Source organism: Pseudomonas sp. Au-Pse12 (genome assembly GCF_021341665.1).
Taxonomy (GTDB): domain Bacteria; phylum Pseudomonadota; class Gammaproteobacteria; order Pseudomonadales; family Pseudomonadaceae; genus Aquipseudomonas.
Genome location: NZ_JAJTTH010000001.1, coordinates 41,211 through 59,988 on the forward strand (window position 1 = coordinate 41,211; position 18,778 = coordinate 59,988).

Sequence of the window (18,778 nt, forward strand, 5' to 3'; positions counted from 1 at the left end):
TATTTCACTTGGCCAGGACCGGCTCTTGGGGAGCCTCAAGGCTCAGGCTGTCCTGGGCGGCAATCTGTACCGCGGCGCCGTTCTGCAGGCGCAGTTGACCCGAGGTGACCACTCGGTCCCCCGGCTGTACGCCGTCTTGCAGCACCACCCGACCGGCTGTGCGCTCACCGGTCTTGACGTACACCTGGCGCACGCTGAGGGCCGAAGCATCAGCCCCCTGCACCCGGTAGACGAAATCGCCGTAGGCGCTGTAGCTGACCGCGGTTTCCGGGACGCTCATGCGGGGCGGACCGGCGGGCAACGCCACCTGGCCGTTGACATACATGCCAGGGGTCAGCAGTTGCTCCGGGTTGGCCACCACGGCTTGCACCAGCACCGTTCGGGTGCCGGGATCGATGCGCGGTTCCAGGGTGCCAATCCGCCCCTTGAACGTGCGTTGCGGATAGGCATCCACGGCGACGCTCATCTCCTGCCCGGGGGCCAGTAATGCCAGGGCGCGTTCAGGCAGGGTGATATTGGCGTAAAGCGTCCGTGCGTCGGTCAGGGACACCACGGGTTCGCCTGCTTGCAGGTACTGGCCGAGGTTGACTTTGCGCACCCCGAGCACCCCGTCGAAGGGGGCCTTGATGCGCTTCTGTTCGATCAGCGCCTTGACTCGTTGGATCTCGGCCAGCACTTGTTGATAGGCCCAGTGGGCCTGGTCCAATTCTTCCTGGGTCGCGGCCTGCTGTGGCAGCAGTGTGCGAGTGCGTTGCAGTTGTGCTCGTGCATTGCTGGCCTGGGCTTCGAGCCTGGCCAGCTCACTTTGTTCCGGCGCGGCGTTCAACTGCACCAGCAGTTGCCCGGCGCGCACCCGTGTTCCTGGATCAAAGGCGATGGCGGTGATCAGGCCGCTGGTTTCTGCGGCGACCATGATTTGCCGGGTAGCCTCCAGTTCACCGATACCGGTCAGGACTTGGGGGACTGCCCCCAGCAGCACCTCGGCGGTCGCTACTTTCAGGGGAGACGGGGCGTTGTCGCTCGTGCCCGCAACCATGGCAGTAGGCGCGCAGAGGGTTTTGTAGGCGAACGCGACGACCGCCAGCGCGATGGTGGCGCCAGCTAAAAGCTTGGGTTTTCTATTCATGATCCTGGCTACTGATAAGTGAATGACATTGCGCCATGCACGATTGACGGGTGCGTGGGCGTTACTGCTGAACGGGGAGGAATCGGACCTTGTGCGCCATCAGCCACAGTGTGCTGCTGACGCCAAGAAACAGCATGAGCGCACTCTGGATGGCCTGGGCCATGCCTGATGAATCCACCAGAAGCCCCAGTGGAATCGGCACGGCATTGAAGCAGTAGATCGTCATGTAGAAGTAGGTGATGAGCTTGCCGTGCCCATGGCCTGCGGCCAGCTGGTTGATCAGCCGGGCACTGCCGACAAAGATGGCGCCGTAGGCGTAGCCGCCGACGATCAGGGCCAGCACCGCCAGCAGCAAAGAGGCTTGGTAGAAGGCCATCAGCAGCATGACGAGGGCGAGGCTCTGGAACAGCAGGCCGGACAACAGCGCGCGCCGGGCTTCGAGGCGCTGGCAGAACAGCTGGCTGGCGCCGGCAATCAGCAGATAGACCGAAATGCCGTAGCCGAACGCTCCGTGATCATGCAACCCCAATAGCTGCTCCGCGGCACTGGGGCCGATCACGAAGACGCAGGCGGCAAACGACCAACTGAAAAACACTGCCCAGGCGCATAGGTGATAGGGCACGCCGATGCCTTTCAGGCTCTGGAGCAGCCCGGGCGCCTTGATCTGCGGTGTGTCGGTCGTGGTCGCGGGGATGGTTGGCGATGACGGCCAGCATCCCAGCACCCCCAGGATGGCCAGCAGCCCCAGGAGCATGATCAGCCAGAACGGCAGCGTTCTGGGATAGCAATCCAGTTGCAGGGCGGCGCCGCTGAGCAGCGGGCCCAGGGCCAGCCCCACGACCATCGCCAGGGTGGCCAGCAGCGCCGCGAGCTTGCCGCTGTCGGCCGGACCAAAGCGCACCAACGCCATGTTGACCCCAGCGGTCATCGCCCCCGAACCCAGGCCCGCGATCAGGCGCCCGGTACCCAGTTGCCATAAGGAGCTGCCCTGGGAAAACAGCCAGGCGCCAAGCACCACCAGGGCGGCGGCTGGCAGCAAGAGCTTGCGCAGATCCCGCAGGCGCCCGACGAGCCCGGCCAGGGTCAGCAGCGACAGCAGAACGCCGGCGCCGTAGACGCCGAAGATCAACGTCAGGTCCACGGCACTCAACTGCAGCTGTTGTTGATAGAAGGGGTACAGCGGCGTTGGCACGCTGCTGTTCATCAAGGACACCATCAGCGACAGGGCCAGAAAGAGTAGAAGTGGCCTTGATTGCGCTTTGTTACAGGCGTGAGGAATCGTGGGCATGACTTGTCCGAGCCAATGGCTGTAGGTGCATGGCGGTAAAAATGAGTGTGACGAGGCGAAGAGAGAATGAGCCGGTGCGTGATCGGATGGGACGATGACTGACGCGTTTTCCGGGTAGCTCTCGAGCTAGGGAAATTGAGCGGTGTGGGTTGAAGAAACGCCTCTCAAATCCTGATGCAAATGATAGCGTCTGCTCCCATCAGCACCATGCTCGAAACCCCAGGGTTCATTTTTCTGCGTCCAGCGGAGCACTAATCGTCAAGAGACATCTGCAGCTCGAGCACGGCTGTATCCGCCAGCGCAGGCTGCTCGTAGGAGGGCTGTAGTCTTTGCTTGGCTCGTAAAACGTCGAAGCCATCGGGCAGGGTGACAGCGTTCTTTACGGCGAGGATCTCAGCCATCACGCTCACCGCAATTTCGGCAGGGGTCTTGCTATCAATGTAGAGCCCGATTGGGCCGTGAAGACGCTGGAGCGAGGCCTCGCTCTGGCCAAAATGCTCAATGAGACGCTCGCGGCGCCGTTGGCTATTACGCCGCGAACCGATGGCGCCAATGTAGAACGCAGGGCTGTGCAGGGCTTCGAGCAGGGCCAGATCGTCCAGCTTGGGATCGTGGCTTACGGCGACAATGCAACTGCGTAAATCCGGTGCGAATGCGCGAACAACATCGTCCGGCATGCCCTTCAACTGTTCTACGCCGGCGACGTTCCAGCCACCGATGTATTCGGGCCGAGGATCGCAGATCGAGACCCGAAAGCCGTTGAACAGCGCCATGGTTGCCAGGTATTCGGCCAGGGCGCCCGCCCCGATCAGTAGCAGGCGATAGCCGGGGCCTAGGGTATTGGCCATCTGCTTGCCGTCGTAGACGAAGCGCTCTGGCGCGACGCTGACGGTCAAGGACACCCGGCCGTTGCTCAAGTCCAGGCGGCGGCACACCAGGTGACCGGTATCAAGCTGTGCCAGCAGTTGGCTGAGGACGCTCGACGACGGAGCGAATTCGAGGATCAGTTCGAGCGTGCCGCCGCAGGGCAAGCCAAAACGGTGGGCTTCATCAGCGATGATGCCATAGCGCACCACTTGCGGTGGTCCGTCCGGCAGGCCATCACCGCCATGGGCGGTGGTGTAGCGGTGTATCAGGTCGTCCTCAATGCAGCCTCCCGACACGCTACCGACCACACGGCCGTCGTTACGCAACGCCATCATCGAACCGACGGGGCGGGGAGAGGAGCCCCAGGTTCGGGCTACGGTGGCGAGCAGGACGCGTTGGCCGGCGTTGAGCCATTCGAGGGTGGTGCGCAGGACCAGCAGATCGGTGCTTTCCATAGAGTTTTCCAGGTTCATGCCAGGGGCTGCCGTGGCGCGGCATGCCCCTGCGGTTTGCCGCGCTGCAGAGGCCGCGCGCGAAGGCCGTCAGCTGAAGGTGTATCGGCTCAATGGCATGCTGCGGATGCGCTGGCCGGTCAGTTGCGCAACCGCGTTGGCCACCGCTGGTGCCACTGCCGGCAGCGGCGGCTCGCCGATGCCGCCCATCTTTTCGCCACTCTCGATGATCCGTACATGCACCCGCGCCATGCGTGAAGGCGGCAGGATCGGGTAGAGGTCATAGTTGCGAGCCCGTGGCCGGCCGTCCACGTACACCGCCTCTTCCAGCAATACCTGGGACAGCCCCAGGGCCACGGCACCATTGACCTGTGCCGTGATGATCGCTGGGTTGACGATGCTGCCCGGGTCAATTGCTTGCCAGATATCGTGGACCTTGACTTGACCACCCTCGATCGAGACCTCGGCGATGACCGCCGCGTGCGAGCCGAATGGCGAGGCCATGGCCACCCCGCGAGCGCGGCGGGTTCCATCCGCGGCGGTGAATGGGCCGCGCTTCCAGCCACCAGAGAGTTCGCCTACAGCCTGCAGCAGGGTGGTCAGGCGCGGGTTGTCGCGCAGTAGGTGCAGGCGCAATTCGAACGGGTCATGACCGCCTTTGTCAGCCAGTTCGTCGAGGAAAGCTTCATAGAAAAAGTCGTTGAGGGAATTGCCCACCGAGCGCCAGTAACCCAGCATGGCGGGGCCTTTGACGTAGATCTGCGCAATACGTCGATTGGCAATCGCGTAAGGCTTGCCTGACAGGCCTTCAAGGGCGGTTGTATCCGGTTTCTCGCCCTGCTTGCCGGCGAGAGCCTCGGCCGGACCTTCGGTGGCGCTTATCGCTTCGATCGCCACTGGCAAGCCTGCGGCATCCAGTGCCGCGCGGAACTTGACCACGGCAACCGGGCGTAGCACGTCGCGCAGGAATTCTTCCTCGCGGCTCCAGATCAGTTTGATCGGGCGGCCGACGGCCTTCGCCAGCTCGATAGCCTGAGGGTATGGGCTGGCCGAGTCATACAGAAAGTGGCGGCCGAAGAAACCGCCCAGCAGCGGTGAGTGCAAGGTGATGCTCGATGGGGCGAGGCCGCTACGCCTGACGATGTCGTCGCGGAACATTTCTGGCGCCTGGTTGGGCAGCCAGACCTCAAGCGAGCCATCGGGGTTGAAGCGGGCCAGGGCTGAAGGCGGCTCCAACTGGGCATGGTTGAGGTACTGGTTATGGTAGGTGGCCTCGACCTTGGTGCTGGCACTGGCCAGGGCGGCGGGCACATCGCCTTCGCGTTCATCGTCGCGGATCGGCCCCTGCTGTGCGGCGAGAAAGTCGCGAAAGGCGTCGCTGGAAAAGTCTGCGGGCATCGGACGTACGTTCGAATCGGCAGCCGGTTCCGCCCATTCCACCTGGATCGCCTCCACCGCACGCTTGGCGTGCCACCAGCGCTCGGCGACCACCGCCACCGCGCCTGGCAGTGGGTGGATGGAATGCACCCCTTTCATGGCCTTGACCTGGGCCTCGTTAAGCAGACGACCTAGGGTCATGCCCAGGCGTGGAGCATGCTGAACGGCGGCATGGAGCATGCCGTCGACCTTCTGGTCGATGCTGTACAGCGCCTTGCCGGTGGATTTTTCATAGGCGTCGACGCGCTGCACCGGCTTGCCGATCCAGCGGAACTGACTCGGGTCGCGCAGTCTGATACTGGCCAGGTCGGGCACCGCCATATCCAGGGCTCGTCCCGCCAAGTCACCGTAGCCAAGCGAGCGGCCCGAGGCCGCGTGCACCACGCGGCCGGGCTCGGTGGACAGCTCGGCCAATGGCACGCCAAGCTGTTCGGCGCCGGCCTGCAGAAGCATGGTCCTGGCCAGGGCGCCAAGACGACGCATGGCGGTATAGCTCATGCGCACCGACATGCTGCCTCCGGTAAGGCGCATACCGTTGGCCATCACTCGGTAGGCTTCGCCGGGCGGCGCGCTTTCGACCACGAAGGTGGCTGGATCGGCATCTAGCTCTTCGCCGACAATTTGCGCCATGGCGGTATGGATGCCTTGGCCTCCTTCCATGAAGGGGCTGAGCAGGCGCACGGTACCGTCTGGGCGAATCTCGAGGAACGCCGGCACCTGGGGAGCACGCTCCGCGGCGGCGGCCGTGCTGGCCAGAGCCCGGGTAAAACCAAGTGGCAGACCGAAACCGAGCACCAGCGTGCCGACAACGGTACTGGTCAAGAAACGTCGGCGGGACAGGTTGACCGGTTCGTCCAGCGGTGTGTCCAAGACGTCTGCGGTGGAGTCGATGCACTGGTTCATCAGGTGTTCGCCCTCTTGGCTGGTTGTGCGGCAAGATCGTGCACGGCGGCATGAATGGCGTTGTAGGTACCGCATCGACACAGATTGATCATCGCCGCCTGGATCTGCGCATCAGTGGGGGCCGGGGTGTGCTTGAGCAGGGCAGTAGCGGCCATGACCTGTCCGGACTGACAGTAGCCGCACTGGGCCACTTGATGCTCGACCCAGGCCGCTACCACGCGCTTGCCTACCTCATCGGCTTCTATCGCCTCGATGGTGGTCACCTCGCGGCCCACTACGCCTGCCACTGGAGTGACACAGGCGCGCACCACGTTGCCGTCCACCAGCACTGAGCAGGCGCCGCATTGGGCCACGCCACAGCCGTACTTGGTGCCGGTCAGCCCAAGCTCATCGCGGATGACCCACAGCAGGGGGGTATCGGCGTCAGCATCGACTTGATAGGGCTGTTGATTGATTCGTAGTTCCATGGGGCACCTGCTGATCATTGGTTGGTGTCTTTGGGCTTTCGTCAGCCGCGCGCAGTTGGGTGTCTCCCCATCAGACAGCTGGATCCTGCCCAGTGGCACTGAGCGCACACCCGCGTAGCAGTGCGATGTCTTTGCGTGGGGCGGTGCCGAACAAACGGCCATATTCACGGCTGAATTGCGAAGGGCTTTCGTAGCCCACTGCGAAGGCGGCTCTTGATACGTCCAGATGGGTGTTGAGCATCAGCCGTCGCGCCTCGTTCAGGCGCAGCCACTTCAGGTATTGCAGCGGGCTCATGGCCGTGAGTTGACGAAAGTGATGATGGAAGGTGGGCGTACTCATCTGCACCCGGGCAGCGAGGTCGTCGATGCGCAGTGGCGCCTTATAGTTGAGTTTGAGCCAGTCTATGGCCCTGGCGATGCGGTGGCCTTGGCCATCGACCGAGGTGATTTGCCGTAGGCGCAGTGACTGGTCACTGTTGAGCAAGCGGTAGTGAATTTCGCGAAGGATCATCGGTGCGAGCACGGGGATCGCCTCGGGCTCTTCCAGCAGTGACAGCAGGCGGCCGATCGAGCCAAGCAGGGCAGGGGTTGCTGTGCCGATGCCGACCCCTTTTCCCGATGTGCGGTCGTGCACCGCTGGCGCCCCGCTGTGGGCGATGAGCTCTGCCAGCATGTTGACTTCAAGCTTGATAAGCAGGCCGACGCAGGGCTGCTCCGCAGTGGCCGCGAGCACTTCAGAGTTGGCGGGCAGGTCCAGCGAGGTGATCAGAAAGTGCGAGGGGTTATAGCTGTAGCTTTCACCTCCGATCCACAGCCTTTTTTCGCCCCTGGCTACCAGGATCAGGCTCGGCTCAATCATGCATACGGCAGGTGCTGAGGGTTGTTCGCGACGGAACAAGGTGAGGCCGGAAATCGCTGTAGTGAAGTTGCCGGGCAGGTTGATCTGCTGGTCGATGATCTGTGCCAGGGCCGATTCCTGGTGGGCGATAGCGTGGGGCATGACGATGTGTTCCTCCTCGCCGGACTCTAGCTCGCAGACGTAGGCTTTCCTATCCACTACAGGGAAGGTTCAGAGGATCAGGCAAGAATTTCAGCGGATTGAACTACTGGCAAGAGTTGGGAGATCTGGGCAACGGGTTGCAGTAATAGCCTTATTGCTCGTGGCGATAGGTTGGATGGGGCGAGGTGCTCTACACCACAAAATGAGTCGGCACACGCCTGAGCAACTCTGGAATGTTTTGCTTTGTAGGATATCTCCTTGGCTTTATTGGATATGTCTAGTGGGTGGTAAGGATATCTGAGCTGTGGGTCTGCGTTTTTTTTGCGTAGGATTTTCGGCTCTTGGCGGTCTTTTAACTCCGGTGAAGCATTAGGTGGGAGGTCGGATCTTTGGTGAAAGTCTGCCCTGGGTACGATTTCAGTTTAAGCATGTGGTTGTGGTTTTTTAACTAAGTTTTGGGGGCGAAGTTGTTTAGGTCGATAGGTGGCGGCATATTGCTTTTTCTATGGGCGATGAAATCGTTTGCTCTTGTGTGCGATAACTCAACCGCTGGGGGTGGTGTCGTTGTGCCTCTTCCTAGTGTAATAAACTATACGGGAGGGCGAGAACAGGGGAAGTTCATTTCGTCTGGCTGGCATTCAATAGTAAATGCGGCTGCTATCAATTGCCGATTGGAGACTGAAGACGGGGGACGTGCAGATGTGAAGATTTATGCCGAGCCGGCTGCTGTTTTTTCCGGTCAGAGCATTATTTATAATGGTACTTCATACGATGTTTTTAGTACCGGCACTGCCGGGGTAGGCATGATTGTAGAGGTTGCTGTTAGTGGTGATTATATTCCTTTGGTAAAAAATAAGAACCTGCTGTTGCGAGATACGACAATCACGACTGTATACAATTTTGGTATGCGGGTGAGAGTTCAATTAGTCGCCTTAACTAAACTTCCGCCAGGTCAATTGAGTTTTGTTGGTGTTCCTTCAGTCGTAACGCAGTGGGTGGGCCCTGTCACGGCTAGGCAGGCACCCATTTCAGCTTCTATAGCATCTGCTTCCATTCAAGTTAAAAATGCCTCCTGTAAGTTGGATATGCCAACCAGTGTTAAGCTACCGCGAGTAGATGTCTCTTTGATGCGGTCAGTGTCTGATACGGCGGGAGATACTCCCTTTACGCTATCGGTAAACTGTGATGGGGGTTACGTGGATTATAAGGTCAGTTATACGATGACAGATGTTAACTCTACTGCGAATGTCACATCGAATTTAGTGCTGGAGAATTTGTCCGGTTCCGCGAAAGGTATTTCATTGCAGGTGCTCGATAGTGGTACCCCTGTACTTTTCGGGCCGCCAGGTTCACTGACAAGCAGGAGAGAGTTTGGAACGGTTGTCACTGCGGGAAGTCTTGTCGGTAAAACGATGGTTGTCAGGTACATTCGTACTTCTGCAGGCATTACTCCTGGAGTGGCTAGGGCAGGAAGTACAATGACATTGTCTTATCAGTAGTTTTTATATGCTTGATCAAGGTTTGGGGTTGTGTGCACAACGAATGCGGCCCCAAGTCGGCAGATGCAATCTGCTGATCTGGGGGCGCAAGGCATATGTCACTTTGCCGCTGGTTTGTATCCCGCGAGCATTTTCAAAACTTCATCATGTGAGCCATTCGCTTCAGCAAAGCGTAATGGCTTGGCGCGCTCAACGACGAGTTCGGGTGGGGTAGGAGAGATCTTGAGTAGTTCGAAGATTTCGTCCAGGAACGCTTCCAAGGGCATTGCATGCTCGTCATTTTCCTGACCAAGCAAAGTGGTCCGTACTCCCGGCGGCGCAAGCTCGACGACCTCGACGGATGAGGCTTCTAGCTGGACCCGAAGGCTTTGCGTGAACGAATGAACCGCCGCTTTGGTTGCGCTGTAGGTCGGCGTTGCAGGCAGCGGTACGAATGCCAGAGCCGAGCTGACATTCACTATCGTTGCGTTGGGCTGCAAGGTCAGATGGGGAATAAATGCGTACACCATGCGAATCGTGCCAAGCAAGTTCGTTGCTACGGTTTCTTCGGCGGTGTTCAGGCTTTCCGGATCGGTCAGGTCTTCCCAATGCATGATGCCAGCATTGTTGATGAGGACGTTCAGGTTTGGGTGGCTGATCGCAAGCGCTGCGCTGGCGCGCTGGATGGATTGTGGATCGGCAACGTCCAGTAATACTGATTCAATACCTGGGTGTTCCGAGACGATTTTGTCGAGTAGAGCTTTGCGACGCCCCGCGATGATCACCTTGTTTCCCGCCTTGTGAAACCTAAGCGCCAGACCGAGGCCAATGCCTGAGGTGCCGCCAGTAACCAGAATCGTGTTTCCAGTGCCGTTCATAGTAAACTCCCGAAATGATGAACAACCGGACAGTTGTCCACTTAAAGCAACGTACCGGACAGTTGTCCGCTTAGCAATACAGCGAAGGAAAACTTTGCTCATGACTGACGAGTTGGTGATGCGTTCTGATGCCAAGAAAAACCGGGAGCGGATACTGGAAGTCGCGGTGGGAGAGCTGACACGCGACCCTGCGGTTGCGCTGAGTGCGATTGCGAAGAAGGCTGGGGTGGGGCAAGGCACGTTTTATCGCCACTTCCCTACCAGAGAGAAACTGGTATTTGAGGTCTATCAATTCGAAATGCAGCAAGTGGCCTTGTTGGCAGAGCATCTGCTCGCGACCAAACCACCCAAGGCGGCCCTTCGAGAATGGATGGACGGCCTCGCTGAATATGCATTGACGAAGGCAGGGCTCGCTACTGCGATACAACAAGCGGCGTCTCTTTACGAGTTCCCAGGGAAGTCGGGATATGCACCTGTCCAGGCCGCAGTAGAGGCGCTTTTGAGGGCAAATGAAAAGGCTGGAACGATTCGTAGCGGGATTACTAATGACGACTTTTTTCTAGCCATTGCCGGAATATGGCAAATGGACTCTCGAAGTGACTGGCGTCCACGTCTGGCCAGATTGATGACCCTGGTGATGGACGGCCTGTGTGCTGGCAGCCCCGAAAGCCTGAAGCAGAGTGGGTAGCATAAAAACCAAGCGTCACCTCGAACGACTACAGGAAAGGCAATTCATCGCCCTTCACTGCTGTGGCGGTCACCAGCGCAGTCATCTCCCAATCAGTCAGGCCGCAGGCGGGGTATTTGCCTGATCAATTAAGCGCCTTGATTAAACGGTTTATTCGTCGCCTGACCTGAAACTGATTGAGTGGTGGCGCTTGATTTCTGTAAATATGAAATCCGCCACTGTTACGAGGTGCATGCGGCATGAGCGGCTTCAACTGGGTTGATGAATTACCTTCAGGGGTTCGTGGGGCGCTGCTCGAAAAGGCCCGGCTGCGCAGGTTTGCCAGCGATATCACGCTCTATAGCCAGGGGGATCCGGTCACTGAGGTATTTCAGATCGTCGCGGGGGAAATACGCAAGTGCATCCTCACCGCCGATGGCCAGGAAGTGCTGATTTATGTCTACAAGCCGGGCGACCTGATAGGGGACAGCTCGATCGCGGATGATGAACCCTATTCGGTCACCATCGTGACCCGCGGCGAAGTGACCCTCAGGGCCTGGTCGGCCAAGGATTTTGCGCAGTTGCGGGCCAGCCACCCGGCGATCGAAAGCGCGATATCGCTGCAGACCAGTCGACGCTTGCGCGGTGCCTTGCGGCTGGTCGAAGAGTTGCTCACCCAGCCGGTGGCGGCGCGTATTGCGTCCCGGGTTCTCTGGCTGGCCGACATGCAAGGCGCCGCGACGCAAGACGTGGCCCTGTCGCTGTCCCAGGCCGAGATCGGGCAGATGGTGGGCAGCGCCCGGCAGAGCGTGAACAAGGTGGTTACCGAGTTGCGACGCTTGAACCTGATCGACACCCATTACGGTTCGGTCGTGGTCAAGGACCCTCAGGGCTTGCGCCACTTTATCGATGAACATGTGCGCCAGGAGCGCAAAGCGCCTGGCAGGTTCCCTGCCTGACGGCGCGCCGGGGCGCGACAAAATCACCCAGAGTGTCACCTGCAAGACGTTGTGGTTTTTCCCCCTCCCTTAGCATCGGCTCCACGAGCGCCACCCAATAACAAATCGGGCGCCGTCGTGGAGACCCTGTCGATGATTGAACTGACGTTGGCCGAGATTGCCCGGCCCATGGCCGATGATTGCCGCGAGCGCATTGCCCTGGTGTCGGGTGAGCAACGAACCCCCTATGCCGAACTGGATGAGCATGCCAACCAAGTCGCTAATGGCCTGATGGCGCTGGGTTGTGTCGACCAGGAACGTATCGCGATTCTTGATCACAACAGTGATCACTTCTACGAGCTCTGGTTGGGCGCGGCTCGCGCCAACCTGGTAGCAACCCCGCTCAACGCTCGTTTGTCGGCGCGGGAAGTGGCCCAGGTGCTGGCGGACTGCCGGCCCCGGGTGCTGTTCGTCGGCGAGGAGTTTGTTGCGCTGATCGATCAGGTGCGCCCCGCGTTGGGGTTTATCGAGCGTGTGGTGGTGCTGGGCGAGGATTACCTGGCCTGGCGCGACGCGCAGCCTGCGTCGAGCGGCCTGGCGACCATGGACCTGGATGACGCCTGCCTGCAGATTTACACCAGTGGAACCACCGGTGTGCCCAAGGGCGTGCAGCTGACGTCCCGCAGCATCCTCAGCGCGTCGCTTTGCGCGCCGGTCACAGGCGAACTCAGCCCCTGCAACCCGATCGACGCCCACAGCGTGGTGCTGTTGTGCCTGCCGCATGCCCATGTTGCCGGCTCGCTGCTGGGCATTTTTGGCCTGGCGCGTGGTGCTCGTTTGGTCATCGCCCGGCATTTCGTTCCCGAGCAGATGCTCGACATCATCGAGCGTGAACAGGTCACGCTGACCCTCATGGTGCCGGTGATGGTGCGCGGGCTGATGGAGGCCATGGCCCGCACCGGACGCGCGTGCGCCAGCTTGAAAACCATTATCTACGGCGCCGCGCCGATGGCCGCCAGCCTGTTGCAGGAGGCCATGCAAGCCCTGCCACACAGCGGCTTCGGGCAAATCTATGGGCTGACAGAAACCTCCGGCCCTATCGCCTACCTCACGCCAGCTGATCATCAGCGCATCGCAATGGGCGACAGCGCGCTGGCGCTGTCCTGTGGCCGGGCTACCGCCGGGGTCGAGCTTCAGGTGATCGATGTCTGCGGGCACGTTCTGCCTGCGGGCGATGTGGGCGAGATCATCTGCCGCTCTTCCCAGGTCATGCCGGGTTACTGGCAGCGTCACGAGGAGACCCAGGAGGTGATCCGTGAGGGGTGGTTCCACACTGGCGACATGGGCTACCTGGATGCCCAGGGCTACCTGTACATCTACGACCGCAAGCGCGACATGATCATCAGCGGGGGTGAGAACGTCTATCCGGCCGAGGTCGAGAATGTGCTTTACAGCCATCCAGCGGTCCTCGATGTGGCGGTGATCGGTGTGCCCGACGAGCAGTGGGGCGAGGCGGTCAAGGCGGTCGCGATACTCAAGCCGGGGGCCAGCCTGAGTGAAGAGGAATTGATCGCCCATGCCCGGGGCAAGGTGGCCGGTTTCAAGTTGCCCAAGACCGTGGAGTTCGTTGCCGAGCTGCCGCGCAATGCCACGGGCAAGGTGTTGCGGCGCCTGATTCGCGAGCCCTACTGGAGAAACCAGGGGCGGGGCGTCGCCTGATCGCTGTGCATGCAAGTCAAGTTGCCTGCGTGGCGATTCGGTTGCCGCGCAGGCGTTGAGTTCCCCTACCCAAGAGGTTAACCCCATGAGTCAAGAGCAGCATTTTGGCGCGGTTCACATGCGCGTTGAAGATCACATCGCCATTATCTCGGTGGACAACGTCGCCAAGCGCAACGCCCTGTCGCCGGAGATGATCGAGCAGTTGTCCCGGCACCTGACCACCTTCGACAACGACGACAACCTCTGGGTCGCGGTGCTGTGCCCGGAGGGTGAACACACCACGGCAGGCCTGGACATGCCGAAATTCTTCGGCCCGACTGCCACCGTCAAGCCCTTGCCGGAAGACTGGGTCGACCCGTTCGGCCTGGGCAAGCGCAGCAGCAAACCGGTGATTTCGGTGGTGCATGGCATGACCTACACCGTCGGCATCGAGATGATGCTCGCCGGCGATATCGTCGTCGCCGCCGACACCGCGCGTTTCTGTCAGATGGAGTCCAAGCGCGGCATTGCCCCGCTGGGCGGTGCGCACTTTCGCTACCTGACCCGCACCGGTTGGGGCAACGCCATGTATCACCTGTTCCTCTGTGATGAGTTTGATGCCCAGCGCGCCTTGCAGATCGGCTTTGTCCAGGAAGTGCTTCCTTTCGGGCCGCACAAGGAGCGGGCCATGGAGCTGGCGCGGCTGATCTGCCAGTGCGCGCCGATTGGGTTGCGTGCCACCAAGGCGGCGGCCTTGCGCTTCGTGCGCGAGGGTGAGCAGGCCGCGATCGATTGCATCCCGCAGATTCAGGAAACGGTGTTCGCCACCGAGGACTACGCGGAGGGGCTGCGCTCTTTCGTAGAGCGGCGCGCCGCCGTTTTCAAAGGCCGTTGATCCTTCCTACTAACGTTTCCCCGCGACCGTGGGGAGGGCATCGGCTTGCCTGAGCGATGCCCGTTCCTGGAGAAAAGCATGACTGTCAAATTCGAAATGGATGGCCCGCTGGCCATCGCCACTTTTTGCGGCGGGCCGATGAACCTGCTGACCGGCGCCTCTTTCGCGGGGCTCATGGCCGCCGTTGACCAGGCGCTGGAGGCCAAGGCCCGGGCCCTGTTGACGGTGGCCGAGGGCGAGCACTTCTGTGCTGGCGCGGACGTGATCGGCACCTTTGTCGATAACGACGCCAACTTCGCCCGCCGCAAGCTCAATCGGTGGATTCCGGAGATTCAGCGCTTCGAGAACCTGCCGTTCCCCACGGTGGTGGCGATTCGTGGCATGTGCCTGGGCGGTGGCTGTGAAATGGCCCAACTGCACGACATTCTCTTCGCCGGTGAGTCGGCCCACTTCGGCCAGGTCGAGGCGCGAATCGGCACCACTACGTTGCTGGGCGGCGCTCAGCGCCTGCTGGCGCGAGTCGGTCTGGCCCGGGCCAAGGAAATGGTCTTGTCCGCTGGTATCTATGACGCCAGGACCATGCTCGATTGGGGCCTGATCAACCGCGTGCTGCCCGACGACGATGTTGAAGCCAAGGCGCGTAGCTATGCCATGAAGCTGGCGAATGGACCAACGGTGGCCTACGCCGCCTCCAAACACCTGATCAACACCGCGGTAGCCCATGGCCTGTCCGCGGCGGACCAGCGCCTGCTGGACGTCGGACCCGCCACCTTCGCCAGCGCCGACATGATCGACGCGGTCGAGCGTTTCGCTGCCGCCGGGACGGATGCACTCAACCAGGGCTTGAGCTTCAAGGGCGAGTAAGGGGCGGACCATGTCGAATTATCAAGCCCCTGTCGGGGAGTATCAGTTCCTGGCCAGCCACCTGCTGGCCAAGGAGTTCCAGGCGTGCGCCAGTGAGGAGGGCAGTGCGCAGATGCTTGGCACTGTGCTCGAAAACCTCGGGCGGTTTGTCAGTGAGCGCTTGCTGCCGCTGACCGACATTGCTGACCGCCAAGGCTGTCGGGTGACGGCCGAGGGGGTCAAGACGCCGCCAGGCTACCGTGCCGCGTATGAGGATTTTGTCGCCGATGGTTGGGGCGCCTTGCACACGGCCGTCGAAGACGGCGGCCAGGGGCTCGGGTGGCCGTTCGGCTTTGCCTGCGACGAGCTGCTCAGCAGCGGCTCCATGGCCTTTGCCCTGTACGTCTCGATACGCCTGGGCGTGTACTCGGTGATCAAGAGTATTGGCTGTGATTACCTGCGCCAGACCTACCTGGAAAAGATCGGCAGCGGTGAGTGGAACGCCAGCATGTGCCTCACCGAACCGCAAAGCGGAACCGATCTGTCGCTGATCCGCACCACGGCGAGGGTGAACGAGGACGGTACTTACCAGCTCAGTGGCAACAAGATCTTCATCAGCGGCGGTGACCATGACTTGACCGACAACATTGTCCATCTGGTGCTGGCGCGGATTCAGGGCGCGGCGGCGGGGCTTTCCGGCTTGGGGCTGTTTATCGTGCCCAAGTTCAAAGCGGCTGCCGACGGCCGTTGGAGCCAGGCCAATGGCGTGACCTGCCCGCGGATCGAGGAAAAGCTCGGCATCCATGCCTCGGCCACCGCCGAGCTGCTGTTTGCCGGGGCCCAAGGCTGGCTGGTCGGTCAGCCGGGCGAAGGCCTTCCCGGCATGTTCGCGATGATGAAGCTGGCGCGCATCGGTACTGCCTTCCAGGCCATCGGCGTGGCTGAGAGGGCCGTTCAGCAGGCCACGGCCTACGCCCTGGAGCGTGTACAGGGACGCGACCTGTGTGGCGGCCGCAAGGGGGCGCTGCCGATTGCCGAGCATCCGAATATCCGTCGCGAGATCGTGCGCATGCGCATGCTGACGGCCTCGGCGCGGATGCTCGCCTTCACCACCACGCTGGTCTACGAACACAGCCAGAACCGTGAGGACCGCGAAGCCTCGCAGCGTGCCCGGTTGTTGCTGCCGGTGCTGATGTCGACCGCCAAGGCCATCTGCAGCGAAATCGGCGTGGACGTCACCAGCGCCGCCATGCAAACCCATGGCGGGCATGGCTATATCCGCGACACCGGTATCGAGGTGTTGCTGCGTGATGTGCAGATCCTGCCCATCTACGAAGGCACCAATGACGTGCAGTCACTGGACCTGGTGGTGCGTCGCCTCGACGACGGTCGCCAGCAATCCGTGGATGGCACCCTGCAATGGCTGCGTGGGCAGATCGCTGAACTGCCGGCGGTCGGTGAGCATCGGGCGCATGTGCCGGCGGTCGAAGCACTGCTGGGGCAGATTGCCGACGTGGTGCAACAGCTGCAGAACGAGCTGAAGACCACCCCCTTCGCCGCGTTGCAATGTGCTCGTGAGTTTCTCTGGCTGGTGGGGCATGGGGTCATCGCCACGCTCTGGCTGCGAGTGCTGGCCGCCCTGGACCAGCCTGGCTTGCCCATCGATCCGGCGGCCAAGCGCGCCGAGGCGCAGTTCTACTTTGCCTATCAATTGCCCGATGCCGGGTTGCGCGTGGCGCGCCTGAAAGCCTCCGGGGCGATTCAAGCGGCGCTGCAAAGCTATCCACTGCATTCACGTTGAGGTACACGAAATGACCACGCAAACTTCATTGTTCGACATCAGCGGCAAGGTTGCCCTGGTGACTGGCGGTACTCGCGGCATTGGCCTGATGATCGCCAGGGGGCTGGTCCAGGCCGGGGTCAAGACCTATGTGGTGTCGCGCAAGGCCGAGGCCTGCGCCGAGGCCGAGGCTGAGTTGCGACAGTATGGCCAGGCCATTGGCATCGCCGCCGACCTGGCTGATCCGCTGCAGGTCGACCGGCTGGCGCACGAGATCCAGCAGCGCGAACCCAAGCTGCACATCCTGGTGAACAACGCCGGCGCCACCTGGGGCGCCAGGTTTGGCGAATTCCCGGAGAGTGGCTGGGACAAGGTGATGGACCTTAACCTGAAATCCATTTTCTTCCTGACCCAGAAACTCGGTGCGCTCCTACAGGCCGCGGGCAGCGCTGTCGATCCTGCCAGGGTGATTAACATCGGTTCCGTCGATGGCCTGACGAGCCCGGACTACGGCAACTACTCCTACTCGGCGAGCAAGGCCGCGGTGCATCATCTGACCCGGCATCTGGCGTCTCACCTGGCGTCGGTGAACATCAACGTCAACGCGATCGCCCCTGGCCCGTTCGAAACCAAGATGACCGAGTTCATGCTCAAGAGCAGCGGTGATGCTATTGCTCAGAGCATTCCCTTGCGCCGTATTGGCCAGGCTTCGGATGTGGTGGGCACCAGCGTTTTCCTCGCCTCGGCCGCTTCGGCCTACATCACCGGTGCGATCATTCCGCTGGACGGCGGGTTTTCCACGACTCGCTGAACCGCTCAGGTTGTAACCGCGCTTTAGTTGTGTGATCTGGCCGGCAGGGAGCTGGCCTTTGACTTCTACCTGCTGGCTTGCCAGCACGGCCTTAGTGGGCTTCGCGCCCTGTAACGGCTAGCCGATTGACCAGACGGCGACCGTCTCGCTCCCTTCTGCCCACCTGTGGTTTCGATCGCTGACCGGGGAATGCCTGTCCGTGGCATTCCTTGGGTTTCATGCGTTGAGTGATAGAGGCAAGCACATTGCTGTCGGGATCAGCCGGTTCACTCGCGGTGAAGGGGGGCGGCTGTTGGTATGCGGGTGGCTAGACCTTGAGGAGGCTGTTCAAGAAGCGAGTTTGAATGGCCAGGTTCTGTTCCAGAAGAGGAGGGAAGTAGGGTTCAAAGTGATTTGCATCGATGGTGCTTATGGACACGTTCGGGTTGGGTATTTTCTGCAACTCAGATTGATTGAACGGCGCCACGGTGTCTCGTGTTCCACCAATCAGCAGAGTGGGCACCCGTGTCTGTTCCAGTGACTTGATGGGTTTGTAGGTCAACATGGTGAGCGCTGATCGGGCGGCAACGTAATTAGGTGCGCCCGGGCCGTATTGTTTTACAGATTGCTCCTTGGCCCGAAAGGCGCCATCCCTGTCCATTGTCGATAGCTGCCCTGGCTCGGAGACAATAGGGATGTACAAGGTCCTGGCGCCTCTCGCCAAGTCAATGACTGCATACGTCAACAGCCGCAAACGGCGCAGCAAAGGGGTGGCGGAAGAGGCGGAGCGTCCATCGAGCATGGGAACTTGTGCAATGGCTCCCAACAGCTCGGGGTGCCGCTCGGCTAGCGTGCAAGTGATGCCCCCGCCCAGTGAGGAGCCCCAGAGCACTATCGAAGAGGGGTCCACTTCTGGCTGCTGTTTCAAGTGATTTAACGCGGCTTGTGCATCGGCAATTCGTTCATTCACGCGAATGACATGCCGAGGATGGCCAGCGCTTTCGCCCCAAGAGCGAAAATCAAAGGTCATTACGGCAAAGCCGAGGGACAGAAAATGGTCTCTGAAAGGGGGGAGAAATGAAGTTTGAGTTCCTCCCCAGCCATAGATCATCAATATGGCCGGAAGCGGCTTATGGCTACCGGCGTCATTTTTCGGGAGGTAGAAAGTGGCGGCACAAGATGTACCGAGGCTATCAAAGCGAGACTTTCTGACCGTGGTCGCAGGATTGACGCCGCTTGAAGGTAAGTCATTCATACAGATGAGCCCATGT

At 60.8% G+C, this 18,778-nt stretch carries 16 protein-coding genes; 8 read left to right on the top strand and 8 right to left on the bottom strand.

Annotated features, from left to right (window positions below):
- Positions 1-4 precede the first annotated feature (4 nt).
- The 6 genes from LXM55_RS00135 to LXM55_RS00160 all read right to left on the bottom strand — a co-directional run bounded on the left by LXM55_RS00135 (position 5) and on the right by LXM55_RS00160 (position 7,540).
- Positions 5-1,126 carry an efflux RND transporter periplasmic adaptor subunit gene (locus LXM55_RS00135; RefSeq protein WP_233317470.1) on the bottom strand — a complete coding sequence of 374 codons (1,122 nt, stop codon included), beginning with the start codon at positions 1,124-1,126 and terminating at the stop codon, positions 5-7.
- 61 nt (positions 1,127-1,187) lie between these two features.
- Complete coding sequence (locus LXM55_RS00140; RefSeq protein ID WP_267924085.1) at positions 1,188-2,414, bottom strand: MFS transporter; 1,227 nt, start codon at positions 2,412-2,414, stop codon at positions 1,188-1,190.
- 251 nt (positions 2,415-2,665) lie between these two features.
- Positions 2,666-3,736 (bottom strand): XdhC family protein, encoded by a 1,071-nt coding sequence (locus tag LXM55_RS00145; RefSeq protein ID WP_233317472.1) that lies wholly within the window; start codon positions 3,734-3,736, stop codon positions 2,666-2,668.
- Between the two features lie 87 nt (positions 3,737-3,823).
- Complete coding sequence (locus tag LXM55_RS00150) at positions 3,824-6,073, bottom strand: xanthine dehydrogenase family protein molybdopterin-binding subunit (protein ID WP_233317473.1); 2,250 nt, start codon at positions 6,071-6,073, stop codon at positions 3,824-3,826.
- On the bottom strand, positions 6,073-6,540 hold the full coding sequence (locus LXM55_RS00155; RefSeq protein ID WP_233317474.1) for a (2Fe-2S)-binding protein: 468 nt from the start codon (positions 6,538-6,540) through the stop codon (positions 6,073-6,075). Before LXM55_RS00155 ends, LXM55_RS00150 begins: the two co-directional genes overlap by 1 nt.
- A gap of 70 nt (positions 6,541-6,610) precedes the next feature.
- Positions 6,611-7,540 carry an AraC family transcriptional regulator gene (locus LXM55_RS00160; protein ID WP_233317476.1) on the bottom strand — a complete coding sequence of 310 codons (930 nt, stop codon included), beginning with the start codon at positions 7,538-7,540 and terminating at the stop codon, positions 6,611-6,613.
- A 701-nt stretch (positions 7,541-8,241) separates the two neighbouring features.
- Here LXM55_RS00160 and LXM55_RS00165 point away from each other — a divergent pair.
- Positions 8,242-9,039, top strand: coding sequence for a fimbrial protein (locus LXM55_RS00165; RefSeq protein WP_233317478.1), 798 nt, complete (start codon positions 8,242-8,244; stop codon positions 9,037-9,039).
- A gap of 98 nt (positions 9,040-9,137) precedes the next feature.
- On the opposite strand, the gene LXM55_RS00170 is transcribed toward LXM55_RS00165, so the two are convergent.
- Entirely contained in the window at positions 9,138-9,896 is a 759-nt protein-coding gene (locus LXM55_RS00170; protein ID WP_233317479.1) for an SDR family oxidoreductase, read from the bottom strand.
- 100 nt (positions 9,897-9,996) lie between these two features.
- Here LXM55_RS00170 and LXM55_RS00175 point away from each other — a divergent pair, with 100 nt between their 5' ends.
- The 7 genes from LXM55_RS00175 to LXM55_RS00205 all read left to right on the top strand — a co-directional run bounded on the left by LXM55_RS00175 (position 9,997) and on the right by LXM55_RS00205 (position 17,528).
- Complete coding sequence (locus LXM55_RS00175; protein WP_233317482.1) at positions 9,997-10,584, top strand: TetR/AcrR family transcriptional regulator; 588 nt, start codon at positions 9,997-9,999, stop codon at positions 10,582-10,584.
- A 239-nt stretch (positions 10,585-10,823) separates the two neighbouring features.
- A complete protein-coding gene (locus tag LXM55_RS00180) occupies positions 10,824-11,522 on the top strand; it encodes a Crp/Fnr family transcriptional regulator (RefSeq protein WP_233317483.1) in 699 nt (232 codons plus the stop codon).
- Positions 11,523-11,654: 132 nt separating this feature from the next.
- Entirely contained in the window at positions 11,655-13,220 is a 1,566-nt protein-coding gene (locus LXM55_RS00185) for a long-chain-fatty-acid--CoA ligase (protein WP_233317486.1), read from the top strand.
- Between the two features lie 85 nt (positions 13,221-13,305).
- Positions 13,306-14,094, top strand: coding sequence for a crotonase/enoyl-CoA hydratase family protein (locus LXM55_RS00190; protein WP_233317487.1), 789 nt, complete (start codon positions 13,306-13,308; stop codon positions 14,092-14,094).
- 78 nt (positions 14,095-14,172) lie between these two features.
- Entirely contained in the window at positions 14,173-14,958 is a 786-nt protein-coding gene (locus LXM55_RS00195; protein WP_233317489.1) for an enoyl-CoA hydratase/isomerase family protein, read from the top strand.
- A 10-nt stretch (positions 14,959-14,968) separates the two neighbouring features.
- Positions 14,969-16,738, top strand: coding sequence for an acyl-CoA dehydrogenase (locus LXM55_RS00200; protein WP_233317491.1), 1,770 nt, complete (start codon positions 14,969-14,971; stop codon positions 16,736-16,738).
- A gap of 10 nt (positions 16,739-16,748) precedes the next feature.
- Positions 16,749-17,528, top strand: coding sequence for an SDR family oxidoreductase (locus LXM55_RS00205; protein WP_233317493.1), 780 nt, complete (start codon positions 16,749-16,751; stop codon positions 17,526-17,528).
- 307 nt (positions 17,529-17,835) lie between these two features.
- On the opposite strand, the gene LXM55_RS00210 is transcribed toward LXM55_RS00205, so the two are convergent.
- Positions 17,836-18,762: an alpha/beta hydrolase gene (locus LXM55_RS00210; protein ID WP_233317495.1), complete on the bottom strand. Its 927-nt coding sequence runs from the start codon at positions 18,760-18,762 to the stop codon at positions 17,836-17,838.
- Positions 18,763-18,778: the final 16 nt, after the last annotated feature.